Source organism: Streptomyces sp. NPDC051578 (genome assembly GCF_044454045.1).
Classification (GTDB): domain Bacteria; phylum Actinomycetota; class Actinomycetes; order Streptomycetales; family Streptomycetaceae; genus Streptomyces.
Genome location: NZ_JBITDH010000008.1, coordinates 165219 through 187734, shown reverse-complemented (window position 1 = coordinate 187734; position 22516 = coordinate 165219). Strand labels below are relative to the sequence as shown.

Genomic DNA, 22516 nt, shown 5'->3' with positions numbered 1-22516 from the left:
AAGGGGGTACGGCCCTTCCGCTTGTCCGGACCGTCGGGTATCGGCCAGCCAGGTGACGGTGAGGTCTCAACTCGGAAAAGCCGGGGCAGATACTTGTGCACGATCTTGCTCACCCGAGCGGAAGTGGACTATACCTGTGGCCGTCCGGGCCACCGCGAGACGAGCGGCCCCGGACGGGGGGACGGTGGGGACCTGCGGCGATGCCGCGTGCACGGCATCCGCCGTGCGTTCCTTCCTCCTTCACACTCCAGACGAAGGCGAGGACTTGAGCATGGGATCCACCTCCGCCCACGGCGAGAACAGCACCGGTGAGGGCCTCGGCCGCCGGGACCTGATCAAGCGCTCCGCGGCACTCGGCCTGATCGCCGTCCCGACGATGAGCTTCCTTTCCGCCTGCGCCTCCGGCGGCGACACCACGACGAAGGGTCCCGCGAAGGGGGCCGTCTCCAAGGACAACCCCTTCGGCGTGGCCAAGGGCGGCAAGATGGACGTCGTCGTCTTCAAGGGCGGGTTCGGCGACGACTACGCCAAGGCGTGGGAAGCCGCCTTCGACAAGAAGTGGGGCACCACCAGCTCCCACCTGGGCACCCAGGAGATCACCGGCAAGCTCCAGCCGCGCTTCAACGGCGGCAACCCGCCGGACGTCATCGACGACTCGGGCGCCCAGCAGATCAAGGTCGACGTCCTCGCCAAGGGCGGCCAGCTCGCCGACCTCACCCAGGTCCTCGACGCGCCCTCCCTGGACGACCCGTCCAAGAAGGTCCGGGACACGCTCATCCCCGGCACCGTCGAACAGGGCACCCAGGGCGGCAAGTTCGTCGCCCTGTACTACGTCTACACCGTGTTCGGCTTCTGGTACTCCGGCAAGCTCTTCAAGGAGAAGGGCTGGAGCGAGCCCAAGACCTGGGACGACTTCCTGGCGGTCTGTACGAAGGCCAAGGAAGCCGGCATCGGCGGCCTCGCCCACCAGGGGAAGTACCCGTACTACATCAACGTCGTCATCATGGACCTGATCGCCAAGAAGGGCGGCCTGGACGCGATGAAGGCGATCGACAACCTCGAACCGAACGCCTTCGAGGGCAACCCCGCCGCCCTCGCGGCGGTCGAGGCGGTGTACGAGGTCGTCGAGAAGGGCCTGCTGATGCCGGGCACCAACGGCCTCACCCACACGGAGTCCCAGACCGCGTGGAACCAGTACAAGGCCGCCTTCATCCCCTCCGGCTCCTGGCTGGAGAACGAGCAGCTCAAGCAGACGCCGGACGACTTCGACATGAAGTTCCTGCCGGTCCCGCTGCTCGCCGACAGCAAGCTGCCCTTCGAGGCCATCCGGGCCGGGGCCGGCGAGCCGTTCATCGTCCCCGAGAAGGCCGCCAACAAGGCCGGCGGACTGGAGTTCCTGCGCTCGATGCTGTCACGCGAATGGTCGACCACCTTCGCCCAGCAGGCGAACTCCCTCACCGTCGTCAAGGACGGCGTCAACCCCGACGTCAAGCTGCGCCCGGGCACGCAGTCCGCGGTGGCGGCGGTCAAGGCGGCGGGAACCAACACCTTCAACTACCTGTACCCCGACTGGTACAGCGAAATGGACACCGAGATCCAGAACGCGTCCAATGAGCTGATGGCCCAGCGGATCCAGCCCAAGGAATGGATCAAGCGGGCCCAGGCTGCGGTAGACAAGGCTGCCAAGGACCCGAACGCGAAGAACAACCGCCGCAGCTGACGTCACGGACGGGACGGACACCATGAGCCACGTTGCCCGCGGCGCAGGACGGGGCGGTTTCATCGCCGGCTTCCTGATCCTGCCGCTCGCGCTGTACCTGACCTTCGTCATCTGGCCCTACATCCAGACCTTCGGCTACTCCTTCACCAACTGGTCGGGCCAGTCGCCGACGTTCCAGTTCGTCGGCCTGGACAACTACTCGGCGCTGATGAAGGACGAGGTCTTCCGCGGGGCCCTGTGGCACAACCTGCTGCTCCTGGTGTTCGTCCCGGTGATCACCATCCTGCTCGCCCTGTTCTTCGCCTTCATGGTCAACGCGGGCGGCCGCAGCGGCGCCGGCGGGGTGCGGGGCGTACGCGGATCGGGCCTCTACAAGATCGTCTACTTCTTCCCGCAGGTCCTCTCCCTCGCCATCCTCGCCGTCCTCTTCGGCGCCGTGTACCGCAGCGACGCCGGAGGCCTGCTCAACGGCTTCCTCACCAAGCTCGGCCTCGTCGACCCGACCCGCCCGGTCGAATGGCTGAACGAACCGAACCTGGTGCTGTGGTGCCTGCTGATGGTGGTCGTCTGGCACGGCGTCGGCTTCTACCTGGTGCTCTTCTCCGCCGCCATGCAGTCCATCCCGAAAGACATCTACGAAGCCGCGCTGCTGGACGGCGCCGGGCGGGCCCAGACCTTCTTCAAGGTCACCCTGCCCCTGCTGTGGGACTCGGTGCAGACCTCCGCCGTGTATCTCGGCATCGCCGCGATGGACATGTTCGTCCTCGTGTCCACGATGACCTCGGGCCAGTTCGGCGGTGGCCCGGACCACCACAGCGAGGTCATGGCGACCGTGCTGATGCGCAACTTCCTCTACTTCGGCAAGAGCGGATACGCCTGCGCCATGGGCGTGGTCATGCTCGTCCTGACCATGATCCTTTCCATCGTCACGCTGCGCGCCACCCGCCGCGAGCGCATCGAGTTCTGAGCGGGAGACACCGATGACCACAGTGATCAAGGCCCCGGGAGAGGCCGCCGCCGAGCAGCCCGGCGGCGCCGGCCGCCGCGCCAAGGAGGGCGGCAAGGGCCCCTCCGACGGCATGGTGCTCAACGTCTTCTCGCACGGGTTCCTGGCCGTCTGGGCGATACTGATCGTCCTGCCCCTGATCTGGCTCGCGCTCGGCTCCTTCAAGACCGACTCGCAGATCGGCGGCTCGGCCCTCAGCTGGCCCTCCCACTGGCACTTCGACGCCTTCTCCCGCGCCTGGGACAAGGGCATCGGCGACTACTTCGCCCACACGCTGATCGTGCTGGTGTTCTCCGTCCCGCTGACCATGCTGCTCGGGTCGATGGCGGCGTACGTACTGGCCCGCTACCCCTTCCCCGGCAACCGGGTCGTCTACTACTTCTTCGTCAGCGGGGCGATGTTCCCCGTCTTCCTGGCGCTCGTCCCGCTGTTCTTCATGGTCAAGCGCCTCGACATGCTCAACACGTACCAGGGACTGATCCTCGTGTACGTGGCGTACTCGATGCCGTTCACCGTCTTCTTCATGCACTCGTTCTTCCGGACGCTGCCCAGCGCGGTCCACGAGGCGGCGGTGATCGACGGGGCCTCCGACACGCGGATCTTCTTCCAGGTGATGCTCCCGATGGCCAAGCCCGGCCTGATCAGCGTGGGGATATTCAACGTCCTGGGGCAGTGGAACCAGTACATCCTGCCCTCCGTGCTGATGCAGCCCCAGAGCGGATCGGACCCCGAGCGGTACATGCTCACCCAGGGCCTGATCCAGCTCCAGTACCAGATGGGCTATGAGACGGACCTGCCGGTGCTGTTCGCCGGCGTGACCATCGCGATGATCCCGATGCTGGTGGTCTACCTCTCCTTCCAGCGCCAGATCCAGGCCGGCCTGACCTCCGCCACCCTCAAGTAGGCCGCCCCGCCGGGGGCGCCCCCGCCCGGGGCAGCCCCCGCAACCGGGGCCGGCTCACAGCCAGCTGCCGAACCGGCGGACGTACCAGGTCTTCACGGCCTGGGTGAGCGCGCAGTACGCGAGGAGTACGGCGATCAGCCAGGGGAAGTAGCCCGGCGGCAGCGGGACCATGCCCAGCGGACCGGCCAGCGGGGAGAAGGGCAGGAACAGGCCCGTCAGCACCGCGAGGACCGTCGCCGCCATCACCGGCCAGGAGGCCCGGGACTGGATGAACGGGATCTTCCGGGTCCGGATCATATGGACGACGAGGGTCTGGGAGAGCAGGCCCTCGACGACCCAGCCCGACTGGAAGAGGGACTGGGCCGCCTCGTCGTTCGCGCCGAACACGTGCCACATGATCTGGAACATCGCGATGTCGAAGACGGAGCTGACCGGCCCGAGCGTCACGATGAACCGGCCGATGCCCCTCGCGTCCCAGGTGCGGGGCCGGCGCAGGTACTCCTCGTCCATCCGGTCCCACGGGGTCGCCAGCTGCGCGAGGTCGTAGACCAGGCCCTTCTCCAGCAGGATGATGTCGGCCGACTCCCGGGCGATGTCGACGGCCGTGTCGACGGAGATCCCGACATCGGCGTCACGCAGGGCCGCGGCGTCGTTGATGCCGTCCCCGAGGAAGCCGACGGTGTGCCCGTCCGCCCGCAGGGCCCGCACGACACGGGCCTTCTGTGCCGGGTTGACCTTGGCGAAGACCGTCGTACGGGCTGCCAGTTCGCGCAGCGCCGGGTCGTCGAGGCGGTCGATCTCGCGGCCGCTCACCACCCGGCCGGCGTCGAGGCCGACGTCCGCGCAGACCCGCGCGGCGACCGGCTCGTTGTCGCCGGTCACCACTTTGACGGTGATGCCGCGGTCCGCGAGCCCCCGCAGGGCGGGGGAGGCGTCCGCCTTCGGCGGGTCGAGGAAGGCGAGGAACCCGACCAGCGTCAGCCGGTTTTCGTCGGCGACGCAGTAGGTGTCGCGGGGCGCCGACCGTGCGGGTGGCGACGGCGAGGACCCGCAGGCCCCGGCGGTTGTTCTCCTCGGCGGTCCGGGTGACGTGCCACCTCAGCTGCCCGGTGAATTCCGTCCTGCGGCCGCGGTCGACGACGTGGGTGCACAGCGCGAGCACCTCCTCCACCGCGCCCTTGGTGATCATGACGTGCTCGGCGGCGGTGGCCCCGTCCCCGAAGGCCTCGCGGCGCAGGACCACGGACATCCTGCGGCGGGCGAAGTCGAAGGGGATCTCGTCGACCATCGAGAAGGTGCGTCGACGACAACCTCCTCGGCCTCGTCCACGCGCTCGATGACGGCCCGGTCCATCAGGTTCCGCAGGCCCGTCTGGAAGTGGGAGTTGAGGTACGCCTACTCCAGGACCTCGGGGTCCTCCTCGCCGTGCACGCCGAGGTAGCGGTCCAAGACGATCCGGTCCTCGGTGAGGGTGCCGGTCTTGTCGGTGCACAGGAGGTCCATCGCGCCCAGGTCCTGGATCGCGTTCAGCCGCTTGACGACCACCTTGCGGCGGGACATGGCCACCGCGCCGCGGGCCAGGTTGGCGGACGCGACCATCGGCAGCATCTCGGGGGTCAGTCCGACCGCCACGGCGACGGCGAAGTCCCAGTCGCCCTCGGTGACGCCGTTGACCACGAAGGCGACGGGGACCATCACCAGCATGAAGCGGATCAACAGGAGGCTGACGCGGCGCACGCCGTGGTCGAAGTCGGTGGGCGGGCGCTCCCCGGCCATCGCCCCGGCCATCGAGCCGAGGTAGGTGTCGGCGCCGGTCGCGACGACGACCCCGGTGGCCGTGCCGTAGGTGACGGACGTACCCGTGAGGACGAGGTTGTCGGCCTCGGCGGGGTCGCCGCTCCCGTCCCGGCGGGCGGCGTCCCCGGCGCGGGTCGGGGTGTCGGCCTTGGCGACGGGCAGGGACTCCCCGGTCAGTGCGGCCTGGGCGACCATCAGGTCCTTGGAGGCGAGCAGCAGCAGATCGGCCGGGACCAGGTCACCCGCGGCCAGCTTGACCACGTCGCCCGGCACCACCTGGTCCATGGGCACCTCGACGGTGGTCGCGAGGGAGCCGCCGCCGGCCCGCCTGCGCACCGCGCAGGTGGTGGTGACCAGCGCCTGCAACGCCTCGGGGCGCGCCCCGAGCGGAACTCCTGCCAGAAGCGCAGCAGGCCGGCGGTCCCCGCCATCACCGAGAGGATGACGACACCCGGGTCGGCGGGGTCCTGCGCGTACATGACGGCGGCCAGGAAGACGAGGACGGCGATGAAGGGGTTCGCGTACGCCTTCGCCAGCCGGCGGGGCCGGCGCGGGGCGCGCCCCCCGGCCACCTCGTTGCGGCCGTGCAGCTCCAGGCGGTGCGCGGCTTCGGCCCGGGACAGGCCCTCGGGGGTGGCGCCGAGCTCTTCGAGCACCTCGGCGACCGGGCGGGTGGCGGCCTCGGTGAGCCGGACCGCGACGAGGCGGGTGCGGCGCTCCAGCTCCGCGGCTGCGCTCGCGGCGGTCCCGGCCCGGCGGTGCGAGGGTGGAAGGGGAACGAGGGGTGAGCATGGTCATGACGAATACCTCCCTCCGCGGGATCCGGGCAGCGCGGAGCGGCACGGTCACGCGGAGTGACCGAGTGGCGGCGTACGCGTGCACGGCACGGGCCGTGGGTACGCCACGGGGCATGGAGGGGAAGGGACGGCCGTGGAGGGCCGGTGAAGGGGGGAGCGGCGAACGCGGCGGGACGCGGTCGCGCCGGCCGGCGCGGCGGCAGCCGCCCGCGGACTCGGGGTCAGCCCGGGGCTGATCAGCCGGCGAGGGCGCGGCGAGGACTTCGATCGGGACTCATCCCGAACACCTCCTCGCGTAGCGCTGTCACGGCGTGGCGCCGGATCCGGCCGGAAGGGCCGCAGAGGATCGACGCCTCAGCGACCGTAACACGATATGGACAGCTTCTTTACTCCCATATGGTCGATAGTGGCCGTTTCGTGCTGCGTCAGCCTCTTGACGTCTGACGGGCCAAAGGCTCGACTTAAGGTTCACAAGTTGGAGAGACGCCGGTGTCTCGGAGCACTCAGCCCTGATCGCCGGCCGGGGGGCGACGGCCGGCCGTCGCTTATGGGCAGGAGTGGATGAGTCGTGCAGACTCCGGGATCGCAGTCGTCGCTGCATCGCGCGAACCTCGAACGCGTCGTGCGGGCCGTCCGGCTCGCGGGTTCACTGACGCAGGCGGAGATCGCCCGCGCCACCGGACTGTCGGCGGCCACGGTCTCCAACATCGTCCGCGAGCTCAAGGAAGGCGGGACCGTCGAGGTCACCGACACCTCGGCGGGCGGCCGTCGGGCCCGCAGCGTCTCGCTCAGCGGTGATGCGGGCATCGTGATCGGCGTGGACTTCGGCCACACCCACCTGCGGGTGGCCGTGGGCAATCTCGCCCACCAGGTGCTCGCCGAGGACTCCGAACCGCTGGACGTGGACGCGTCCTGGACCGAGGGGTTCGACCGGGCGGAAGCGCTGGTCGGTCGGCTGATCGCGGGCATCGGGGTGGGCCGCGACAAGGTGATCGGCGTCGGCCTCGGCGTCCCCGGCCCCATCGACCTCGAATCCGGCACGCTCGGCTCCACCGCGATCCTGCCGGGATGGGCCGGCATCAACCCGCGCCAGGAGCTGTCCAGCCGTTTGGGCGTACCCGTGTACGTGGACAACGACGCGAACCTGGGCGCCCTCGGCGAGCTGGTCTGGGGCAGCGGCCGGGGGGTCAAGGACCTCGCCTACATCAAGGTCGCCAGCGGCGTCGGCTCCGGCCTGGTGATCAACGGTCAGATCTACCGGGGGCCCGGCGGTACGGCGGGCGAGATCGGGCACATCACCCTCGACGAGTCGGGCCCGGTCTGCCGGTGCGGCAACCGCGGCTGCCTGGAGACCTTCACCGCCGCACGCTACGTCCTGCCCCTCCTCCAGGGCAGCCACGGACCGGAGTTGACGATGGACCGGGTCGTCGAGCTGGCCCGCGAGGGGGACCCCGGATGCCGTCGGGTCATCACCGACGTCGGCCGGCACATCGGCAGCGGCGTGGCCAGTCTGTGCAACCTGCTGAACCCCAGCCGGGTGGTGCTCGGCGGCTCGCTCGCCGAAGCCGGTGAACTCGTCCTCGCCCCCATCCGTGAATCAGTGGGGAGGTACGCGATCCCCAGCGCGGCACGCCAGCTGTCGGTGCTCACGGGCTCCCTGGGCGGGCGCGCGGAAGTGCTCGGCGCCCTGGCCCTCGTGCTGAGCGAGATGGGCGATTCGACGCTTTTGGCGGAAAATGGAATCGGAGTTCGGGCTCCCGCCCTGATGTCTTCAGTTAGATAACGGATGGCACCGTTGTCATCTCGTTAAGGATTCACTCCTTGACGGCAAACTGCGGCCGGGGTTGACTCGCATCCACCTCGGCCGCACTGTCGCGGCCTCGTCAGGGAGGTTCAACCAATGAACACTCGTATGCGCAGAGCCGCTGTTGCCGTGGCCGCCGGCGCGATGGCCGTTTCCCTCGCCGCATGTGGGAGCGCGAAGGAGTCCGGCGACAAGGCGAAGGAGTCGGGCGCGGCCAAGGGCGACGCGATAACCGTCGGCCTGCTCCTTCCGGAGAACCAGACGGCCCGTTACGAGAAGTTCGACAAGCCGCTCATCGAGAAGAAGGTCGCCGACCTCACCGGCGGCAAGGCGAAGGTCGTCTACGCCAACGCCAAGCAGGACGCGACCACGCAGAACTCGCAGGTCGACACCATGATCACCAACAAGGTGGACGTCCTGATCGTCGACGCGGTCGACGCCAAGGCCATCGCGGGCTCGGTCAAGAAGGCCAAGGACGCCGGCATCCCGGTCGTCGCCTACGACCGCCTCGCCGAGGGCCCGATCGACGCCTACACCTCCTTCGACAACGAAGAGGTCGGCAAGGTCCAGGGCAAGGCGCTGCTCGACGCGCTGGGCGACAAGGCCAAGGACGGCCAGATCGTCATGATGAACGGCTCCGTCACCGACCCGAACGCCGCCCTGTTCAAGAAGGGCGCTCACTCCGTCCTCGACGGCAAGGTGAACATCGGCAAGGAGTACGACACCAAGGAGTGGAAGCCGGAGAACGCCAACACCAACATGGCGGGCGCGCTCTCGGCGCTCGGCAAGGACAAGGTGATCGGCGTCTACTCCGCCAACGACGGCATGGCCGGCGGCATCATCACCGCCCTCAAGGCGGCCGGCCTGTCCCCCCTGCCCCCCGTGACCGGCCAGGACGCGGAGCTCGCCGGCGTGCAGCGCATCGTCGCGGGTGAGCAGTTCATGAGCGTCTACAAGCCGTACGCCCCGGAGGCCTCGGCCGCCGCGGAGATGGCCGTCGCCCTCGCCAAGCACGAGAAGATCGACGGCATCGTCAATCAGAACGTCGACAGCCCGACCACCAAGGGCGTCCCGTCCGTGCTGATCCCGGTCGTCTCGCTGACCAAGGCCAACATCAAGGACACCGTCGTCAAGGACGGCGTCTACACGGCCGAAGAGATCTGCACCGACAAGTACGCGGCCGCCTGCGCGAGCATCGGCCTGAAGTAGCAAGCCCGAGCGGCCGGTCCGAGCGGCCGGCCCCGAAGGCCTCGTCGACCCGACAGGGACGACCCCTCGCCTGTCCGGCGCCCCGCCCCCTTTCCCCGCCATCCGCGGGGCGCCGGTACAGAAACGTTTCTTCCGTATCCCGGGGGCCTCGGCCCCCGAAGCCCCATTCGCGTTCCTGCTCTTTTGCACGACATCCCCGCCGGTCAGGCGGCGAAGGAGATGGTTCATGTGTCCGCTGCGCCCGTGCTGGCGTTGCGAGGGGTCTCGAAGCGGTTCGGCGCCGTTCAGGCCCTGACCGACGTAGAACTCGAGATCCACTCCGGTGAGGTGGTCGCCCTCGTCGGTGACAACGGCGCCGGCAAGTCCACGCTGGTCAAGACGATCGCCGGCGTGCACCCGATCGATGACGGAGTCATCGAGTGGGAGGGCCGCCCGGTCTCCATCAGCAAGCCCCACGACGCCCAGAACCTGGGCATCGCGACGGTCTACCAGGACCTCGCGCTGTGCGACAACATCGACGTCGTCGGCAACCTCTTCCTCGGCCGCGAGCTCAAGCGCCGCGGCATCCTCGACGAGGTGGAGATGGAGCGCCGCGCCCGCGAGCTCCTGACCACCCTGTCCATCCGGATCCCCAGTGTCCGGATCCCCATCGCCTCGCTGTCCGGCGGTCAGCGCCAGACCGTGGCGATCGCCCGTTCGATGCTCGGCGAGCCCAAGCTCGTCATCCTCGACGAGCCGACGGCGGCCCTCGGCGTCGAGCAGACCGCCCAGGTCCTCGACCTGGTGGAGCGGCTGCGCGAGCGCGGCCACGCCGTCATCCTCATCAGCCACAACATGGCCGATGTGAAGGCCGTCGCCGACAAGGTGGCGGTGCTGCGGCTGGGCCGCAACAACGGCGTCTTCAGCGTCGCCGACACCTCGCAGGAAGAGATCATCTCCGCCATCACCGGGGCCACGGACAACGCCGTGACCCGCCGGGCGGCCCGCACCGGGGAGGCCCGCAAGTGAGCACCCAGAACCCTGCCGCCGATCCGCTGGGCAAGGGCCCCGCGGGCCGGACGGAGCACCTCGATCCGGTCAACCCGGCCGCCGCGTCGGACGCGATCCCGGCCGTCGACCCCCGCCTGCTCGTCCGCGAGCAGGGCCTCTCCGGCTACCTCAGCGAGTTCGGCCGCAAGATGAAGGCCGGCGACCTGGGTTCCATCCCGGTCGTCCTCGGCCTGATCATCATCTGGGGCATCTTCCAGGGGCTGAACGCGAACTTCCTCTCCCCGGAGAACCTCACCAACATCGCGATCACGATGGTCGCCACCGGCATGATGGCCGTCGGCATCATCTTCGTGCTGCTGCTCGGCGAGATCGACCTCTCGGTCGGCTCGGTCAGCGGCGTCTCGGGCGCGATCGTCGCCGTCCTCGCCGTCACCCACGGCGTGAACGAGTGGCTCGCGATCCTCGCCGCCGTCGCGGGCGGCGCGCTGATCGGCGCCCTCCACGGCTTCTTCTTCGCCCGCATCGGCGCCCCGGCCTTCGCCGTCACCCTGTCGGGCCTGCTGTTCTGGTCGGGCGCGATGCTGCAGATCCTCGGCAGCAACGGCACCATCAACCTCGACTCCGAGGGCGTGGTCGGTCAGCTGACCACGTACTTCTTCTCTGACGTGGCCGCCGGCTACGGGCTCGCGACGGTCGCGGTGGCGGCGTACTTCCTCGCCACCTTCTTCGACAACCGCCGCCGCCAGGCCGCGGGCGTCCCCTCCCGGCCGCTCGGCGAGATCGTGCTGCGCACCGCCGTGCTCGCGGTGTTCACCTTCGGCCCGGCCGCGGTGTTCAACCAGTACAAGGGCCTGCCCCTGGCGGTCGTGCTGTTCCTGCTCGTCCTCGTCGGCACGGACTTCGTGCTGCGCCGCACGACCTTCGGGCGCAACGTCTTCGCGCTCGGCGGCAGCGTCGAGGCCTCCCGCCGCGCGGGCATCAACGTGACCGGCATCCGCATCGCGGTCTTCGCCATCGCCGGCACCTTCGCCGCCGTCGGCGGGCTCTTCTGGGCCTCCAAGATCGCGGCCGCGAACCAGAGCGCCGGCGCCGGCGACCTGCTGATGAACGTGATCGCGGCGGCCGTCATCGGCGGCACCAGCCTCTTCGGCGGCCGGGGCCGGACCTGGAACGCGCTCCTCGGCGTCATGGTCATCACCTCGATCCAGTACGGTCTGGCCCTGGAAGGCATCGCGACGCCGATCCAGTACATGATCACCGGCGCGGTCCTGCTGGCCACCGTGGTCATCGACTCGGTCACCCGCAAGACCCAGAAGACGGCGGGACGCGCCTGACGGCGCTGCCGCGGGCGGTGACCCGGCGGTAAGAACCGTCACAGTGCCCGGTGCCACTTCGCGTGGCGCCGGGCACACGTGCGTACATGTGTGCGTACGCCTGTGCGGGTATGCGCCCGTTTGGGATGTGTGATTTGCCGGGGGTGTGTACAGGTATGACAAAGGCGTGGCCGTCCCGGTACCGCCCGATGATGCTCGTCGCGAGCGGAACATTAGACTCGACAGACCAGCAAGCAACTGCAAGGAGGCACGGGTGCTGCTGACCCGCATCAAGGGACCGCGCGATCTGGACCGGCTCAGCCAGGAGGAGCTCTCCCAGCTCGCCGACGAGATCAGGTCCTTCCTCGTCGACGCCGTCTCCAAGACCGGCGGGCACCTCGGCCCCAACCTCGGCGTGGTCGAACTGACGATCGCCTTGCACCGGGTCTTCGACTCGCCCAAGGACAAGGTCCTCTTCGACACCGGCCACCAGGCCTACGTCCACAAGCTGCTCACGGGCCGCCAGGACTTCGGCGGCCTGCGCACCAAGGGCGGCCTGTCCGGCTACCCCTCGCGCGCCGAGTCCGAGCACGACGTGATCGAGAACTCCCACGCCTCGACGGTGCTGGGCTGGGCCGACGGCCTCGCCAAGGCCAACGAGGTGCTGCGGCGCGAGGACCACCACGTCGCCGCCGTCATCGGCGACGGCGCCCTGACCGGCGGCATGGCCTGGGAGGCGCTGAACAACATCGCCGCCGCCAAGGACCGCCCGCTCGTCATCGTCGTCAACGACAACGAGCGCTCCTACGGCCCCACCATCGGCGGTCTCGCCAACCACCTGGCGACCCTGCGCACCACGGACGGCTACGAGCGCTTCCTCGCCCGCGGCAAGGAACTCCTGGAGCGCACCCCGGTCGTCGGCAAGCCGCTCTTCGAGACCCTGCACGGCGCCAAGAAGGGCCTCAAGGACTTCATCGCCCCGCAGGGCATGTTCGAGGACCTGGGCCTCAAGTACATCGGCCCCATCGACGGCCACGACATCGAGGCCCTGGAGTCGGCCCTCCAGCGCGCCAAGCGGTTCAGCGGACCGGTCATCGTCCACTGCCTCACCCAGAAGGGCCGCGGCTACACCCCGGCGCTGGAGCACGAGGCGGACCGCTTCCACGCGGTCGGCGTGATCCACCCCGACACCGGCCTGCCGGTGAAGACCGCCGCCGCCAGCTGGACCTCCGTCTTCGCCGACGAGATGGTCAAGCTCGGCCACGAGCGCGAGGACATCGTCGGCATCACCGCCGCCATGCTCCACCCGGTCGGCCTCAACAAGTTCGCCGAGGCGTTCCCGGACCGCATCTACGACGTCGGCATCGCCGAGCAGCACGCCGCCACGTCCGCGGCCGGCCTCGCGACCGGCGGCGTCCACCCCGTCTTCGCGGTCTACGCGACCTTCCTCAACCGCGCCTTCGACCAGGTCCTCATGGACGTGGCCCTGCACAAGTGCGGGGTCACCTTCGTCCTGGACCGGGCGGGCGTCACCGGCGACGACGGCGCCTCCCACAACGGCATGTGGGACATGTCCATCCTCCAGGTCGTCCCGGGGCTGCGCCTCGCCGCCCCGCGCGACGCCGAGCAGCTGCGCGCGCAGCTGCGCGAGGCCGTCGACGTCAAGGACGCGCCGACCGTCGTGCGCTACTCCAAGGGCGTCGTCGGCCCGGCCGTCCCCGCCGTCGGCCGGATCGGCGGCATGGACGTGCTGCGCGCCCCCGCGCCGGAGGTCACCCGGCCGGACGTGCTGCTCGTCTCGGTGGGCGCACTCGCCCCCATGTGCCTGGAGATCGCCGCCCTGCTCGACAAGCAGGGCATCTCCACCACCGTGGTCGACCCGCGCTGGGTCAAGCCCGTGGACGAGGCGCTGGCCCCGCTCGCCGAGCAGCACCGCGTGGTCGTCACCGTCGAGGACAACGGCCGCACCGGCGGCGTGGGCGCCGCCGTCTCGCAGGCCCTGCGCGACGCGGGTGTCGACGTACCGCTGCGCGACTTCGGCATCCCGCAGCGCTTCCTGGACCACGCGCTGCGCAAGGACATCCTGGCCGAGATCGGGCTCACCGCGCCCGACATCGCCCGGCAGGTCACGGGCCTGGTGGCCAAGTTGGACGGCCGCTACGACAGCGAGCCGGCCGCCACCGTCGACTGACGCGACCAGGCGCGCGCGGTTGCGCGTGACGGGCCGGGAGATCACCCTTGAGGGGGTGGGCCTCCCGGCCCGTTCTCGTGTGCCTCGTCATCAGCCGGAGGTGCGTCGGTGAGCAGGAACCTGAACAGCCCCTTCCGGACCAAGACGGTGGAGCAGTCCATCCGTGACACGGAAGAGCCGGAACACGCGCTCCGGAAGTCGCTCTCCGCCTGGGACCTGACGGTCTTCGGGGTCGGTGTCATCATCGGCACCGGCATCTTCGTCCTCACGGGCATCGCGGCGCGCAACAACGCCGGACCCGCCACCGCCCTCGCCTTCGTCGCGGCGGGCATCGTGTGCGCCCTCGCGGCGCTCTGCTACGCGGAGTTCGCCTCCACCGTGCCGGTGGCCGGTTCGGCGTACACCTTCTCCTACGCCTCGATCGGCGAGCTGCCCGCCTGGATCATCGGCTGGGACCTCGTACTGGAGTTCGCGCTCGGCACCGCCGTCGTGGCGGTGGGCTGGTCCGGGTACGTGCGCCACCTCATGAGCACCAACCTCGGCTGGAACCTGCCCGCGGGGCTGTCGGGGCCGGACGCGGGCGGTACGTTCGACCTGCTGGCCTTCCTGCTGGTCCTGGTACTGACCGCGATCCTCGTCGTGGGGACCAAGCTGTCGGCCCGGATCACCGCCATCGTCGTCGCCATCAAGGTGACGGTGGTGCTGCTGGTCATCATCGCGGGCCTGTTCTTCATCAAGGCGGACAACTACAAGCCGTTCATCCCGCCGGCCCAGGCCCAGCCCCCGGGGAGCGGCTGGAAGGCGCCGCTGGTCCAGCTGCTCTTCGGCTACGCCCCCACCAACTTCGGCGTCATGGGCATCTTCACGGCGGCCTCGCTGGTCTTCTTCGCCTTCATCGGCTTCGACGTCGTGGCCACCGCGGCCGAGGAGACCAAGAACCCCCAGCGGGACATGCCGCGCGGCATCATCGGCTCACTGATCATCTGCACGGTGCTCTACGTCGCCGTGACGCTGGTGGTCACCGGCATGGAGAAGTACACGCAGATGTCAGCGACCGCCCCTCTCGCCGAAGCCTTCAAATCGGTGAACCAGCCCTTCTTCTCGGGCGCCATCAGCCTCGGTGCGTCGATCGGGCTGATCACCGTCTGCATGATCCTGCTGCTCGGCCAGACCCGGGTGTTCTTCGCGATGAGCCGTGACGGACTGCTGCCCCGCTTCTTCTCCGTGACCCACCCGAAGTACCGCACGCCCTACCGCGCGACCATCACGCTCGGCGTGGTCATCGCGGTCGTGGCGGGCTTCACGAGCCTGGAGAAGCTCGCCGAACTGGTCAACATCGGCACGCTGTTCGCGTTCGTGGTCGTCGCCCTCGGCGTGATCGTCCTGCGCCGTACCCGGCCCGACCTGCACCGGTCCTTCCGTACGCCGTGGGTCCCGCTCGTGCCCGTCCTGTCGATCGCCGCGTCGCTGTGGCTGATGCTGAACCTGCCGGCCGAGACCTGGCTGCGGTTCGGCATCTGGATGGTCGTCGGCTTCTTCGTCTACTTCCTGTACAGCCGGCGCAACAGCCGCCTCGCCCGGGCCGGTCAGGAAGCGGACTACTGACGGCCCCGGGTCGGAGCGCCGGCCTCAGCCTTTGGCGGGGGAGTCCTTCGCCGAAGCGGGGATCTTCTGGTCCGCGCGCAGGGCGTCCCACAGCTGGGAGGCCTGCGGCTGGGCCACGATCACCCGGTTGGGGTCGACCTTGTCGTAGGCCACGGGCAGCATGATGGTCTCCATCGTGGCCGGGTCGACGCCCTTCATGCTCTGTGCGAAGTCGGCCAGCGCGGTCAGCGAGGCGAGCTGGGAGTCGGTGGTGAGCGACTTGGTGCCGGCGTCGGCCAGCTTGTAGAGCCGCGCCGGGTTGCCGAGGGCGTCCTGGTTCTTGATCTCGGCCAGCATCGCCAGCATGAACTTCTGCTGGAGGCCTATGCGTCCGAGGTCGCTGCCGTCGCCGTAGCCGTAGCGGGTACGGACGAACTTGAGCGAGTCGGTGCCGTTCAGCCGGTGGGTGCCCGCGTCGAGCTTGAGGCCGCCCTTGGCTCCGCTCATCGGCTTGTCGAGGGTGACGGTGACCCCGCCGAGGGCGTCCACGAGGTCCTTGAAGCCGGCGAAGTCGACCTCGACGAAGTGGTCCACGCGGATCCCGGAGAGCTGTTCGACGGTCTTGACCACGCAGGCCGGACCGGCCACCGAGTAGACCGAGTTGAACATGACCCGGTTCGCGGGCGGCACGGTGGCGCCGTCCTCGTCCTTGCACTCGGGCCGGCTGATCAGGGTGTCGCGGGGGATGCTGACCGCGGTGGCCCTGGACCGGCCCTCGGGTATGTGGACCAGCATCGCGGTGTCCGAGCGGGCTCCGCTGACGTCGCCGTGGTCCAGGTCCCCGTTGGCTCCGGCCCGCGAATCGGAACCCAGCACCAGGACGTTCTGGGCGTTCTCGACGACCTTGGGCGGCCGGTTGTCCCCGATGGCCCGGTCCAGGTCGACGCTGTCGATGTTGCCGTTGAGGTGGCTGTAGGCCCACCAGCCGGCGCCACCCGTGGCGAGGACGAGGGCCGCCAGGACCGACAGTACGATCCACAGGACGCGCCTGCCGCGACGCGGACGGCGCCGGGAGGAAGGGGAGGAGCCCGAGGGCCGGTCGGTCATGGAGGCGGAGCCCTTCTATCATCGATGGGGTGCATCATAAGACACACTTTCGAGTGGCTGGTTCTTTCGGGTGAACAGCCCTGCCCGTCCGGGCGGGACGACTCGGCGGATGAGTGGAGAGCGGCGTGATCCGAGGCAGAGGCGGTAGCCGGACCGCCACTTCGGCCCGTGGTGCCCGCCAAGCCTCCGGAGCCGGGGCCGCCGGCTCGCCCACGGCCTCGCCCCCGGCCGGGACCTGGCTCTTCAAGGGCGACGACGGCCGCCTGACCGCCTACGCCTCCGGCCCGCGCGGCCTCCTGCGCTGGACCGAGGCCGCCGCGCCCCGCACCGGTTGGACCGGCCCCGAGCTCTTCGAAGTCCCGGGCTGGACCGGCCCCGTCGCGATGGCCCGCAGCCCTGAGGGGTACGTGCACTTCGTGGCGCAGACCGCCGCTCCCGACGGCTCGGGCAGGCCCGAGATCCTCGTGTCCACCCAGTTCCAGCCAGGCCGCGGCCTCATCGACTGGCACAGCCTCGGCACCCCGGCGCTCCGCGGCGGCCCCACCGGCGACGGCCCGGCCGGTCCGCCCCGGATCGCCGTCAACCAGCGCTCCGGCTCGACCCACGTCATCGTCTCCCTGCGCTACGGGGGCGTCCTGCGCCGCAGCCGCAACGCCGAGGGGAAGTGGGGCGGCTGGAAGCAACTGGCCGACGAGTCCTACGCGGGCGACGTGACCCCGCTGATGCCCAACGGCGGGCCGCTGGAACTGCTCGCCCTCGGCCCGGGCCGAGCCGACCGCTGGAGCGGCGTCAGCGGCGGCCGGTTCGTCCTCGCCGACCGCGTCCCCACGCCGGTCGTCCCCGGCACCCCCGCGGTGTGCGAGACGGGACCGCGCCGGGTCACCTACTTCTGGCGCTACCCCGGCGACGGCTCGCTGGTCGCCTGGCGCCCCGCCGCACCGGGCGCGCAGGGCGGCCTGATGGGTCTGGGCGGCCACGGCGGCCGTGGCGCCCCGGGCGTCACCCGCGCCGACATAGGCGGCTACGACTGCACGGTGCTCGCCCAGGTGGGCGCGGACGGGGAGGTCGAAGTCACCGCCTACGTCACCGAGAACGAGGGCTACGGCACCTGGTGGGTCCCCCTCGGGGCCCCGGGGGCCCGCGCCCCCCAGGTGGCGGTCGACGCGGCCGGCCGGCTCGTCGTCGCGGCCCTGGACCGCGACGGGGCCCTCACCTTCACCCGCCAGGACACCACGGAGCAGGGCCTGGCCTTCGGCCCCTGGACGACCGTCGGCTGAACCCGCGCGACAGACGGCTCAGTTGCCCCCGGGCAGCGGGGTCCGCTGGGCGATCTCGATGCTCAGGCCCCCCGACTCCGTGTAGTACGGGGTGGCGACCAGCTCCATGCCCCCGGCCCCGGGGGCGGGCGCGATCCGTACCGGCATCCGGGAGGTCGTGTCCACATCGGGGCCGCGCCGGGGGCCGAGGCGCACCTCCTGCGTGACGCCCTCGAAGCTCACCGCGAGGTGCAGGTCCCACACGCCCGGCGCCAGCGGCCAGCCGTTCGCGGTCTGCGCCAGGTTGACCCGGGCCGAGAAGCGGCCCATCGCGCGGGGCCGGCCCTTGGCGTTGGTCAGCGTGTCGTCCCGCCGGGCGGTCACCGTGTAGGTCTCCCGGGCCCCGTTGGTCCGCTCCCGCAGCACCACCCGGGTGGCCCGCTCCTTCGTCGACAGCTGCTCGAAGAAGGCGAAGCCGTCCAGCAGCAGCATGGGGCCGTCCCAGCGCAGCTTCTGCAACTGATGGCTGACGGTCATGTCGCCGGTGATGTCGAACAGGTCGTCCGGCAGGCCCACGTGCGGGTCGCGGAAGAACGGCAGCGTGGTGAACACCCGGCCGTTCTCCACTGTCTTGCGTACGGCCGGCCGGTCCTTGTCGGCCTCGAAGGCGGCCATCGCCTGCGCCTCGGCGAAGCGGTTCGCGGCCAGCAGCGCGAAGCGCACCGCCACCCTGCGCGGCAGCAGCGCGAGCGCCCCGGGCGACACCTGGGTACGCAGCACCTCCGCGGCCGACCACAGAGCCTGCTCGCGCTCAGCCGGGTCGGTGACCGTCAGCAGGGCGGCGGCGGTGGCCTCCCCGAGCTCCACCTCCAGGTGCCGTGCGTGAAGCCGGTCCCGGCGGGGCCCCTCGGGCAGCAGGGAGCCGACCAGGGCCAGCATCCGCGAGGCCAGCGCGACCCGGTCCGCCGAGGTGGCGTGGGGGGCCGGGGCGGCGCCCTTGACCACGCAAGCCCCGTCGGCGACGACGCAGACGTTGTCCGCGGCGATGAGCGCCGCGGCGGTGAAGGCCTGGTCGTCACCGATCGTCATGTCGGTGGGGAAGGCCAGCGCGCGGCGCTGGAGCAGCGTGCTGCGGAACAGCTTGTCCGGGCTCAGCGACCAATAGACCTTCGAGGAGTCCAGATCGGAATAGGGCTGGTTCTTGCGGAAAAGCGAGGCGGCTTCCGGGGGTGCGCCGGGCCCCTCGGTCTTCCCGAGCACCACGTCCGCCTCATACGCGTCGGCGGCCGTGACCATCCGCTCCAGCGCGTCCGGGGCCAGGCGGTCGGTGGCCTCCAGGAAGATGACGTACCGGCCCCGGACCTGGCTCAGTGCCCAGTTGCGGGAAGACGCCGGGGTCATCCCGCGTGCCACCTGCCCCATGCGCACCACCGAGGGGTGCTGGTGTGCGACGCGGGCCAGCACGGATCCGCTCTCGTCCGTGGACCCGTCGTCGACGGCGATGATCTCCAGCCGGTCCGTACCGATCGTCTGCGCGAAGACCGAGGCCAGGCAGGCGTCGAGCGCGGCGGCCTGGTCGCGGACGCGGAGCGCGACCGTTACGTCCTTCATGTCCATGACGCCCACGACGGCTGTGTTCATGATCTCGTGATCCTCGTTCAGTTCTGCCGGGAACGGTGGGGCCAGGGCATCTCACCGGTGAGTTCGGGCCACTGCCAGGGGCGGCGGGCACTGTCCGCCGGGCGCTCGGGGAAGGCGCCGGGAGAGTCCGGCGACCCCACGAACACGTTGACGTGCGAGGTCAGTTCCACTCCGGCCGGGCTCGTCACCGTGTACGTGAAGCGGTCGTAGCCCGTGGCTCCGGCGGCGGGGGTGTAGGTGACCCACCCGTCGTACGACAGCTCCGCCTCTCCGCTGCGCGGCTGCGACACCGATACGGCGGTACTGCCCGCCGGGGCGCCCGACAGCAGGTTCACCGTGCCGGGGCTGCCCTGTGCGGTCACGATCCGCAGGCCCCGTGCGGCGGGCGGCAGCAGGGGCAGCGGCTCCGCGCCGAGCCGGCCGGTACGGATGAGCTTTCGGCCCGACGCGTCCGGGACACCGACGACGATCTGGGCACGGATGCTGCGCGGTCCGGTCACCTCGCCGACCCGCAGGTGCAGCGCGCCGGTACTGGTCTCACCGGCGTCGGTGCGCACCCGGAACCAGCGCTGGCGCGGGAAGTACTCCAGCCCCTGCACCCCGACGATCTCACCGGCGCCGCTGAGCGGTTCCTCCATCAGGTACGCACAGCCCCGCCCGGCCCCCGGGTCGGCCGCGACGGACAGCGCGAACTGCACCGTCTCCCCGGGCGCGGCCCCGGTCCGGGGGTCGGCGGAGCTGTACAGGGCCGCGTAGACGGCGCCCGACGACGGATCGTCGCCGGCGGCCCGGCCTCGGCGGAGCAGGTTCACGCGCGGGACTCCTTCGCGGCCACGGGCCCGGACACCCGGGACGCGGTGCGGTGCTTGAAGGTCTCCTCGTCCAGCCAGCCCAGCTCCTCGTACGAGAAGCGGCTGCGGTCGAGGTCACGGACCCAGTGGGAGGGGACGACCCCCTGCTCGGCGAGGCTGCGGGCCACGAAGCGGGCGCACTCGATCGCGCCCTCGGCCCGCAGGTGCACGTTGTCCCCGTCGTGGACGTTCTCCAGCAACGGCTCACCGGGCCGCAGGTAGGTGAAGACGGGCTTGGACGCCTCCGGCCCGAGCTCCTCCCACCACTGCAGGCTCTGCCCGTACAGGTCGATGCAGGGGACGTGCTCGTCCTCGGCGAGCCGGCGGGCCGCGAGCGGGTAGTCGCCCAGGAAGCGGGCGACGTTGCCGTGCGCGTCGATGCGGCGCCGCTCGTACGGAAGCAGCACCACGGGGTGCGCCTGCCGTTCGCGCGCGCCGTGCACGTACGCGGTCAGCTGTTCCCGGAAGGTGGAGAACGGCTTCGTGTGCAGCCCGGGATCGGGCTTCACGTCGATCTGGCCGAAGCCGAACAGGAAGTAGTCGCCCGGCTCCAGCTGGTCCAGGATCCACTGGAGCCTGCCCCGCTCCCGGAAGCTCTTGGAACTCGCCCGCGCACGGGCGCAGTTGACGACCTCCACGGCATCGGTGAGGAACAGCGGCAGTGCCTGCGTCCAGCCCGCCATCGGCAGGTAGCTGTAGGGCCGGCTGACGGCCTGCGAGTCACCGGCGACGAACAGCCGCCGCGGCCGCCCCCGCTGCGGCTCGGGTACGTAGCTCACGACTAGACTCCCCCGTCCTCCGTGGTCTGGATGAGTACGGACGCCAGCGCCGCATCGAACGCGGAGCGCTGCGCCGCGTTGGTCGTCGGGTCCTGCTTGCGCACGTCGATGACGTGGCCGGTCATCTCGGAGAGCAGGACGTCCAGCGAGGTCAGCGCCACCGCCTCGGAGGTCAGCAGGGAGTCCGAGGGCTCCTGCCCGAACGCCTTGGTCCGCATCGGGGTGGCGGTGCGCTCCGGGTTCACGCAGTTGACGCGGATGCCGTCCTCGGCCCACTCGTCGGCGAGCGCCTGCGTCAGGTTGACCATGGCGGCCTTCGTGGAGGAGTACAGGCTGTACTTGGCGCGGCCGCGGGTGTAGCTGCTGGAGGTGAAGAGCAGCAGCTGGCCGCGGGTCTCGCAGAGGTACTTGTACGCGGTCCGCGCGATGTTGACGGGGGCCAGGTAGTTGACCTCCAGCGCCTCGCGGACGGTGTCGTCGCCGGCCTCGTCGAGCCGGCCGACCCGCAGCACGCCTGCAGTGTTCACGACGAAGTCGATGCGCCCGGTCTCGGCGTACGCCCCGGCCAGCGCCTCCGCGACGTGGTCGGGGTTCTCCACGTGCGTGCCGGTGGTGGAGCGGCCCAGCGCGAAGACGCGGGCGCCGAAGCCCTCGGCGATGCGTGCGATGTCGGCGCCGATGCCGTACGAGCCGCCGAAGACGACCACGGTCTTGCCCGAGAGCTGCGAGCGGTAGGCGTCCTCCCCGGCCTGCGCGGGCGCGGCGTGGGAGGCCAGCTGGAACAGCTTGTCGGCGATGAAGACGTCGACCGGCTGGGTGACCTTCATGTTGTACTCGTCGCCCGTGACCACGTGGACCGGTACGTCCGGCAGGTACTTGACCACCACCGAGCAGTCGTCGGTGGCCTGGAAGAACGGGTCGGCGGCGGCCCGCTCGTACGCGGTGCGGATGGTGGAGAGCCGGAACCCCTGCGGGGTCTGGCCGCGGCGCAGCCGGGAGCGGTCGGGCACCTCGGTGATGAACTCGCCGTCGCCCCCGTGGGTGCGGGTCACGATGACGGTGTCGGAGGAGGGGATCGCGACGTCGACGGCCTGGTAGCGCTCCAGGGACTCCACGCATTCGCGCACCACGCGCTGCGACAGCAGCGGACGCACGGCGTCGTGGAACAGGAGGTTGACGTCCTCGCCTTCGCCGAGCCCCTCGGAGGCGGCGCGGATGGCGATACGGGTGGTCTCGCTGCGGGTGGAGCCGCCCGCCAGCACGCGGGTGACCTTCTCCAGCCCGGCCCGCTCGACGATGCGCCGGGCGTCGTCCACGTAGTCGGGCGTCATGAGGAGGAAGACCTCGTCCACGTCCGCCGCGCTCTCGAAGACGTGCAGCGTGTGCTCCAGGATCGGCTTACCGGCGATCTTGAGCAGCTGCTTCGGTATTTCGAGGCCGATGCGCTGGCCCGTACCCCCGGCGAGGACGACGGCGATGGTGCGGCGGGGGCTGGGTCTGGACGACACGTCGCCTTCTTCCTGGGCTGAGGGGAGTCATGGCTGCGGGCGGATGGGACTACGGGGAG

Annotated in this window: 18 protein-coding genes and 2 pseudogenes; 11 read left to right on the top strand and 9 right to left on the bottom strand. The window is 70.4% G+C overall.

Features of this window, described 5'->3' with window-relative positions:
• The first annotated feature begins 271 nt into the window (after positions 1–271).
• From ngcE to ACIA6C_RS27310, 3 genes are read left to right on the top strand one after another with little or no spacing between them, the layout of a single operon-like run.
• Positions 272–1720 carry an N-acetylglucosamine/diacetylchitobiose ABC transporter substrate-binding protein gene (gene ngcE / locus ACIA6C_RS27320; protein WP_361131719.1) on the top strand — a complete coding sequence of 483 codons (1449 nt, stop codon included), beginning with the start codon at positions 272–274 and terminating at the stop codon, positions 1718–1720.
• A gap of 22 nt (positions 1721–1742) precedes the next feature.
• Positions 1743–2687 (top strand): carbohydrate ABC transporter permease, encoded by a 945-nt coding sequence (locus ACIA6C_RS27315; RefSeq protein ID WP_399279706.1) that lies wholly within the window; start codon positions 1743–1745, stop codon positions 2685–2687.
• Between the two features lie 13 nt (positions 2688–2700).
• A complete protein-coding gene (locus ACIA6C_RS27310; protein WP_399279704.1) occupies positions 2701–3630 on the top strand; it encodes a carbohydrate ABC transporter permease in 930 nt (309 codons plus the stop codon).
• Between the two features lie 54 nt (positions 3631–3684).
• Here ACIA6C_RS27310 and ACIA6C_RS27305 read toward each other — a convergent pair whose 3' ends face one another.
• The 4 genes and pseudogenes from ACIA6C_RS27305 to ACIA6C_RS27290 all read right to left on the bottom strand — a co-directional run.
• Entirely contained in the window at positions 3685–4551 is an 867-nt protein-coding gene (locus ACIA6C_RS27305; protein ID WP_399279828.1) for an HAD-IC family P-type ATPase, read from the bottom strand.
• 277 nt (positions 4552–4828) lie between these two features.
• Positions 4829–4879, bottom strand: a pseudogene (locus ACIA6C_RS27300) (hypothetical protein); the annotation flags it as partial.
• A gap of 146 nt (positions 4880–5025) precedes the next feature.
• A complete protein-coding gene (locus ACIA6C_RS27295; protein ID WP_399279702.1) occupies positions 5026–5793 on the bottom strand; it encodes a hypothetical protein in 768 nt (255 codons plus the stop codon).
• A 173-nt stretch (positions 5794–5966) separates the two neighbouring features.
• Positions 5967–6050, bottom strand: a pseudogene (locus ACIA6C_RS27290) (hypothetical protein); the annotation flags it as partial.
• Here ACIA6C_RS27290 and ACIA6C_RS27285 point away from each other — a divergent pair.
• From ACIA6C_RS27285 to ACIA6C_RS27255, 7 genes are all read left to right on the top strand, one after another.
• Entirely contained in the window at positions 6012–6215 is a 204-nt protein-coding gene (locus tag ACIA6C_RS27285) for a hypothetical protein (protein WP_399279838.1), read from the top strand. The pseudogene ACIA6C_RS27290 and the gene ACIA6C_RS27285 overlap by 39 nt on opposite strands.
• Positions 6216–6792: 577 nt before the next feature.
• Complete coding sequence (locus ACIA6C_RS27280; RefSeq protein ID WP_366080075.1) at positions 6793–8007, top strand: ROK family transcriptional regulator; 1215 nt, start codon at positions 6793–6795, stop codon at positions 8005–8007.
• A gap of 117 nt (positions 8008–8124) precedes the next feature.
• Positions 8125–9237 carry a sugar ABC transporter substrate-binding protein gene (locus ACIA6C_RS27275; RefSeq protein WP_399279700.1) on the top strand — a complete coding sequence of 371 codons (1113 nt, stop codon included), beginning with the start codon at positions 8125–8127 and terminating at the stop codon, positions 9235–9237.
• A 219-nt stretch (positions 9238–9456) separates the two neighbouring features.
• On the top strand, positions 9457–10245 hold the full coding sequence (locus ACIA6C_RS27270) for an ATP-binding cassette domain-containing protein (protein ID WP_329199216.1): 789 nt from the start codon (positions 9457–9459) through the stop codon (positions 10243–10245).
• A 26-nt stretch (positions 10246–10271) separates the two neighbouring features.
• Complete coding sequence (locus tag ACIA6C_RS27265) at positions 10272–11561, top strand: sugar ABC transporter permease (RefSeq protein WP_399279826.1); 1290 nt, start codon at positions 10272–10274, stop codon at positions 11559–11561.
• A 253-nt stretch (positions 11562–11814) separates the two neighbouring features.
• Positions 11815–13731 carry a 1-deoxy-D-xylulose-5-phosphate synthase gene (dxs, locus tag ACIA6C_RS27260; RefSeq protein WP_366080076.1) on the top strand — a complete coding sequence of 639 codons (1917 nt, stop codon included), beginning with the start codon at positions 11815–11817 and terminating at the stop codon, positions 13729–13731.
• A 108-nt stretch (positions 13732–13839) separates the two neighbouring features.
• Positions 13840–15336 (top strand): amino acid permease, encoded by a 1497-nt coding sequence (locus ACIA6C_RS27255; RefSeq protein ID WP_366080077.1) that lies wholly within the window; start codon positions 13840–13842, stop codon positions 15334–15336.
• Between the two features lie 24 nt (positions 15337–15360).
• Here ACIA6C_RS27255 and ACIA6C_RS27250 read toward each other — a convergent pair whose 3' ends face one another.
• Positions 15361–16422 (bottom strand): LCP family protein, encoded by a 1062-nt coding sequence (locus tag ACIA6C_RS27250; protein ID WP_366080078.1) that lies wholly within the window; start codon positions 16420–16422, stop codon positions 15361–15363.
• 125 nt (positions 16423–16547) lie between these two features.
• Here ACIA6C_RS27250 and ACIA6C_RS27245 point away from each other — a divergent pair, with 125 nt between their 5' ends.
• Complete coding sequence (locus tag ACIA6C_RS27245) at positions 16548–17699, top strand: hypothetical protein (protein WP_399279697.1); 1152 nt, start codon at positions 16548–16550, stop codon at positions 17697–17699.
• Between the two features lie 18 nt (positions 17700–17717).
• Here the strand turns inward: ACIA6C_RS27245 and ACIA6C_RS27240 are convergent, their stop codons facing one another.
• The 4 genes from ACIA6C_RS27240 to ACIA6C_RS27225 are packed head-to-tail and all read right to left on the bottom strand — an operon-like array spanning position 17718 to position 22457.
• Positions 17718–19319 (bottom strand): glycosyltransferase family 2 protein, encoded by a 1602-nt coding sequence (locus tag ACIA6C_RS27240; RefSeq protein ID WP_399279695.1) that lies wholly within the window; start codon positions 19317–19319, stop codon positions 17718–17720.
• 17 nt (positions 19320–19336) lie between these two features.
• A complete protein-coding gene (locus ACIA6C_RS27235) occupies positions 19337–20131 on the bottom strand; it encodes an Ig-like domain-containing protein (protein ID WP_366080081.1) in 795 nt (264 codons plus the stop codon).
• The gene (locus tag ACIA6C_RS27230; RefSeq protein WP_361131748.1) at positions 20128–20949 is read right to left on the bottom strand and encodes a rhamnogalacturonan acetylesterase; all 822 of its coding nucleotides are present in this window, start codon (positions 20947–20949) and stop codon (positions 20128–20130) included. Before ACIA6C_RS27230 ends, ACIA6C_RS27235 begins: the two co-directional genes overlap by 4 nt.
• A 2-nt stretch (positions 20950–20951) precedes the next feature.
• The gene (locus tag ACIA6C_RS27225; RefSeq protein WP_399279692.1) at positions 20952–22457 is read right to left on the bottom strand and encodes an SDR family NAD(P)-dependent oxidoreductase; all 1506 of its coding nucleotides are present in this window, start codon (positions 22455–22457) and stop codon (positions 20952–20954) included.
• Positions 22458–22516 lie beyond the last annotated feature (59 nt).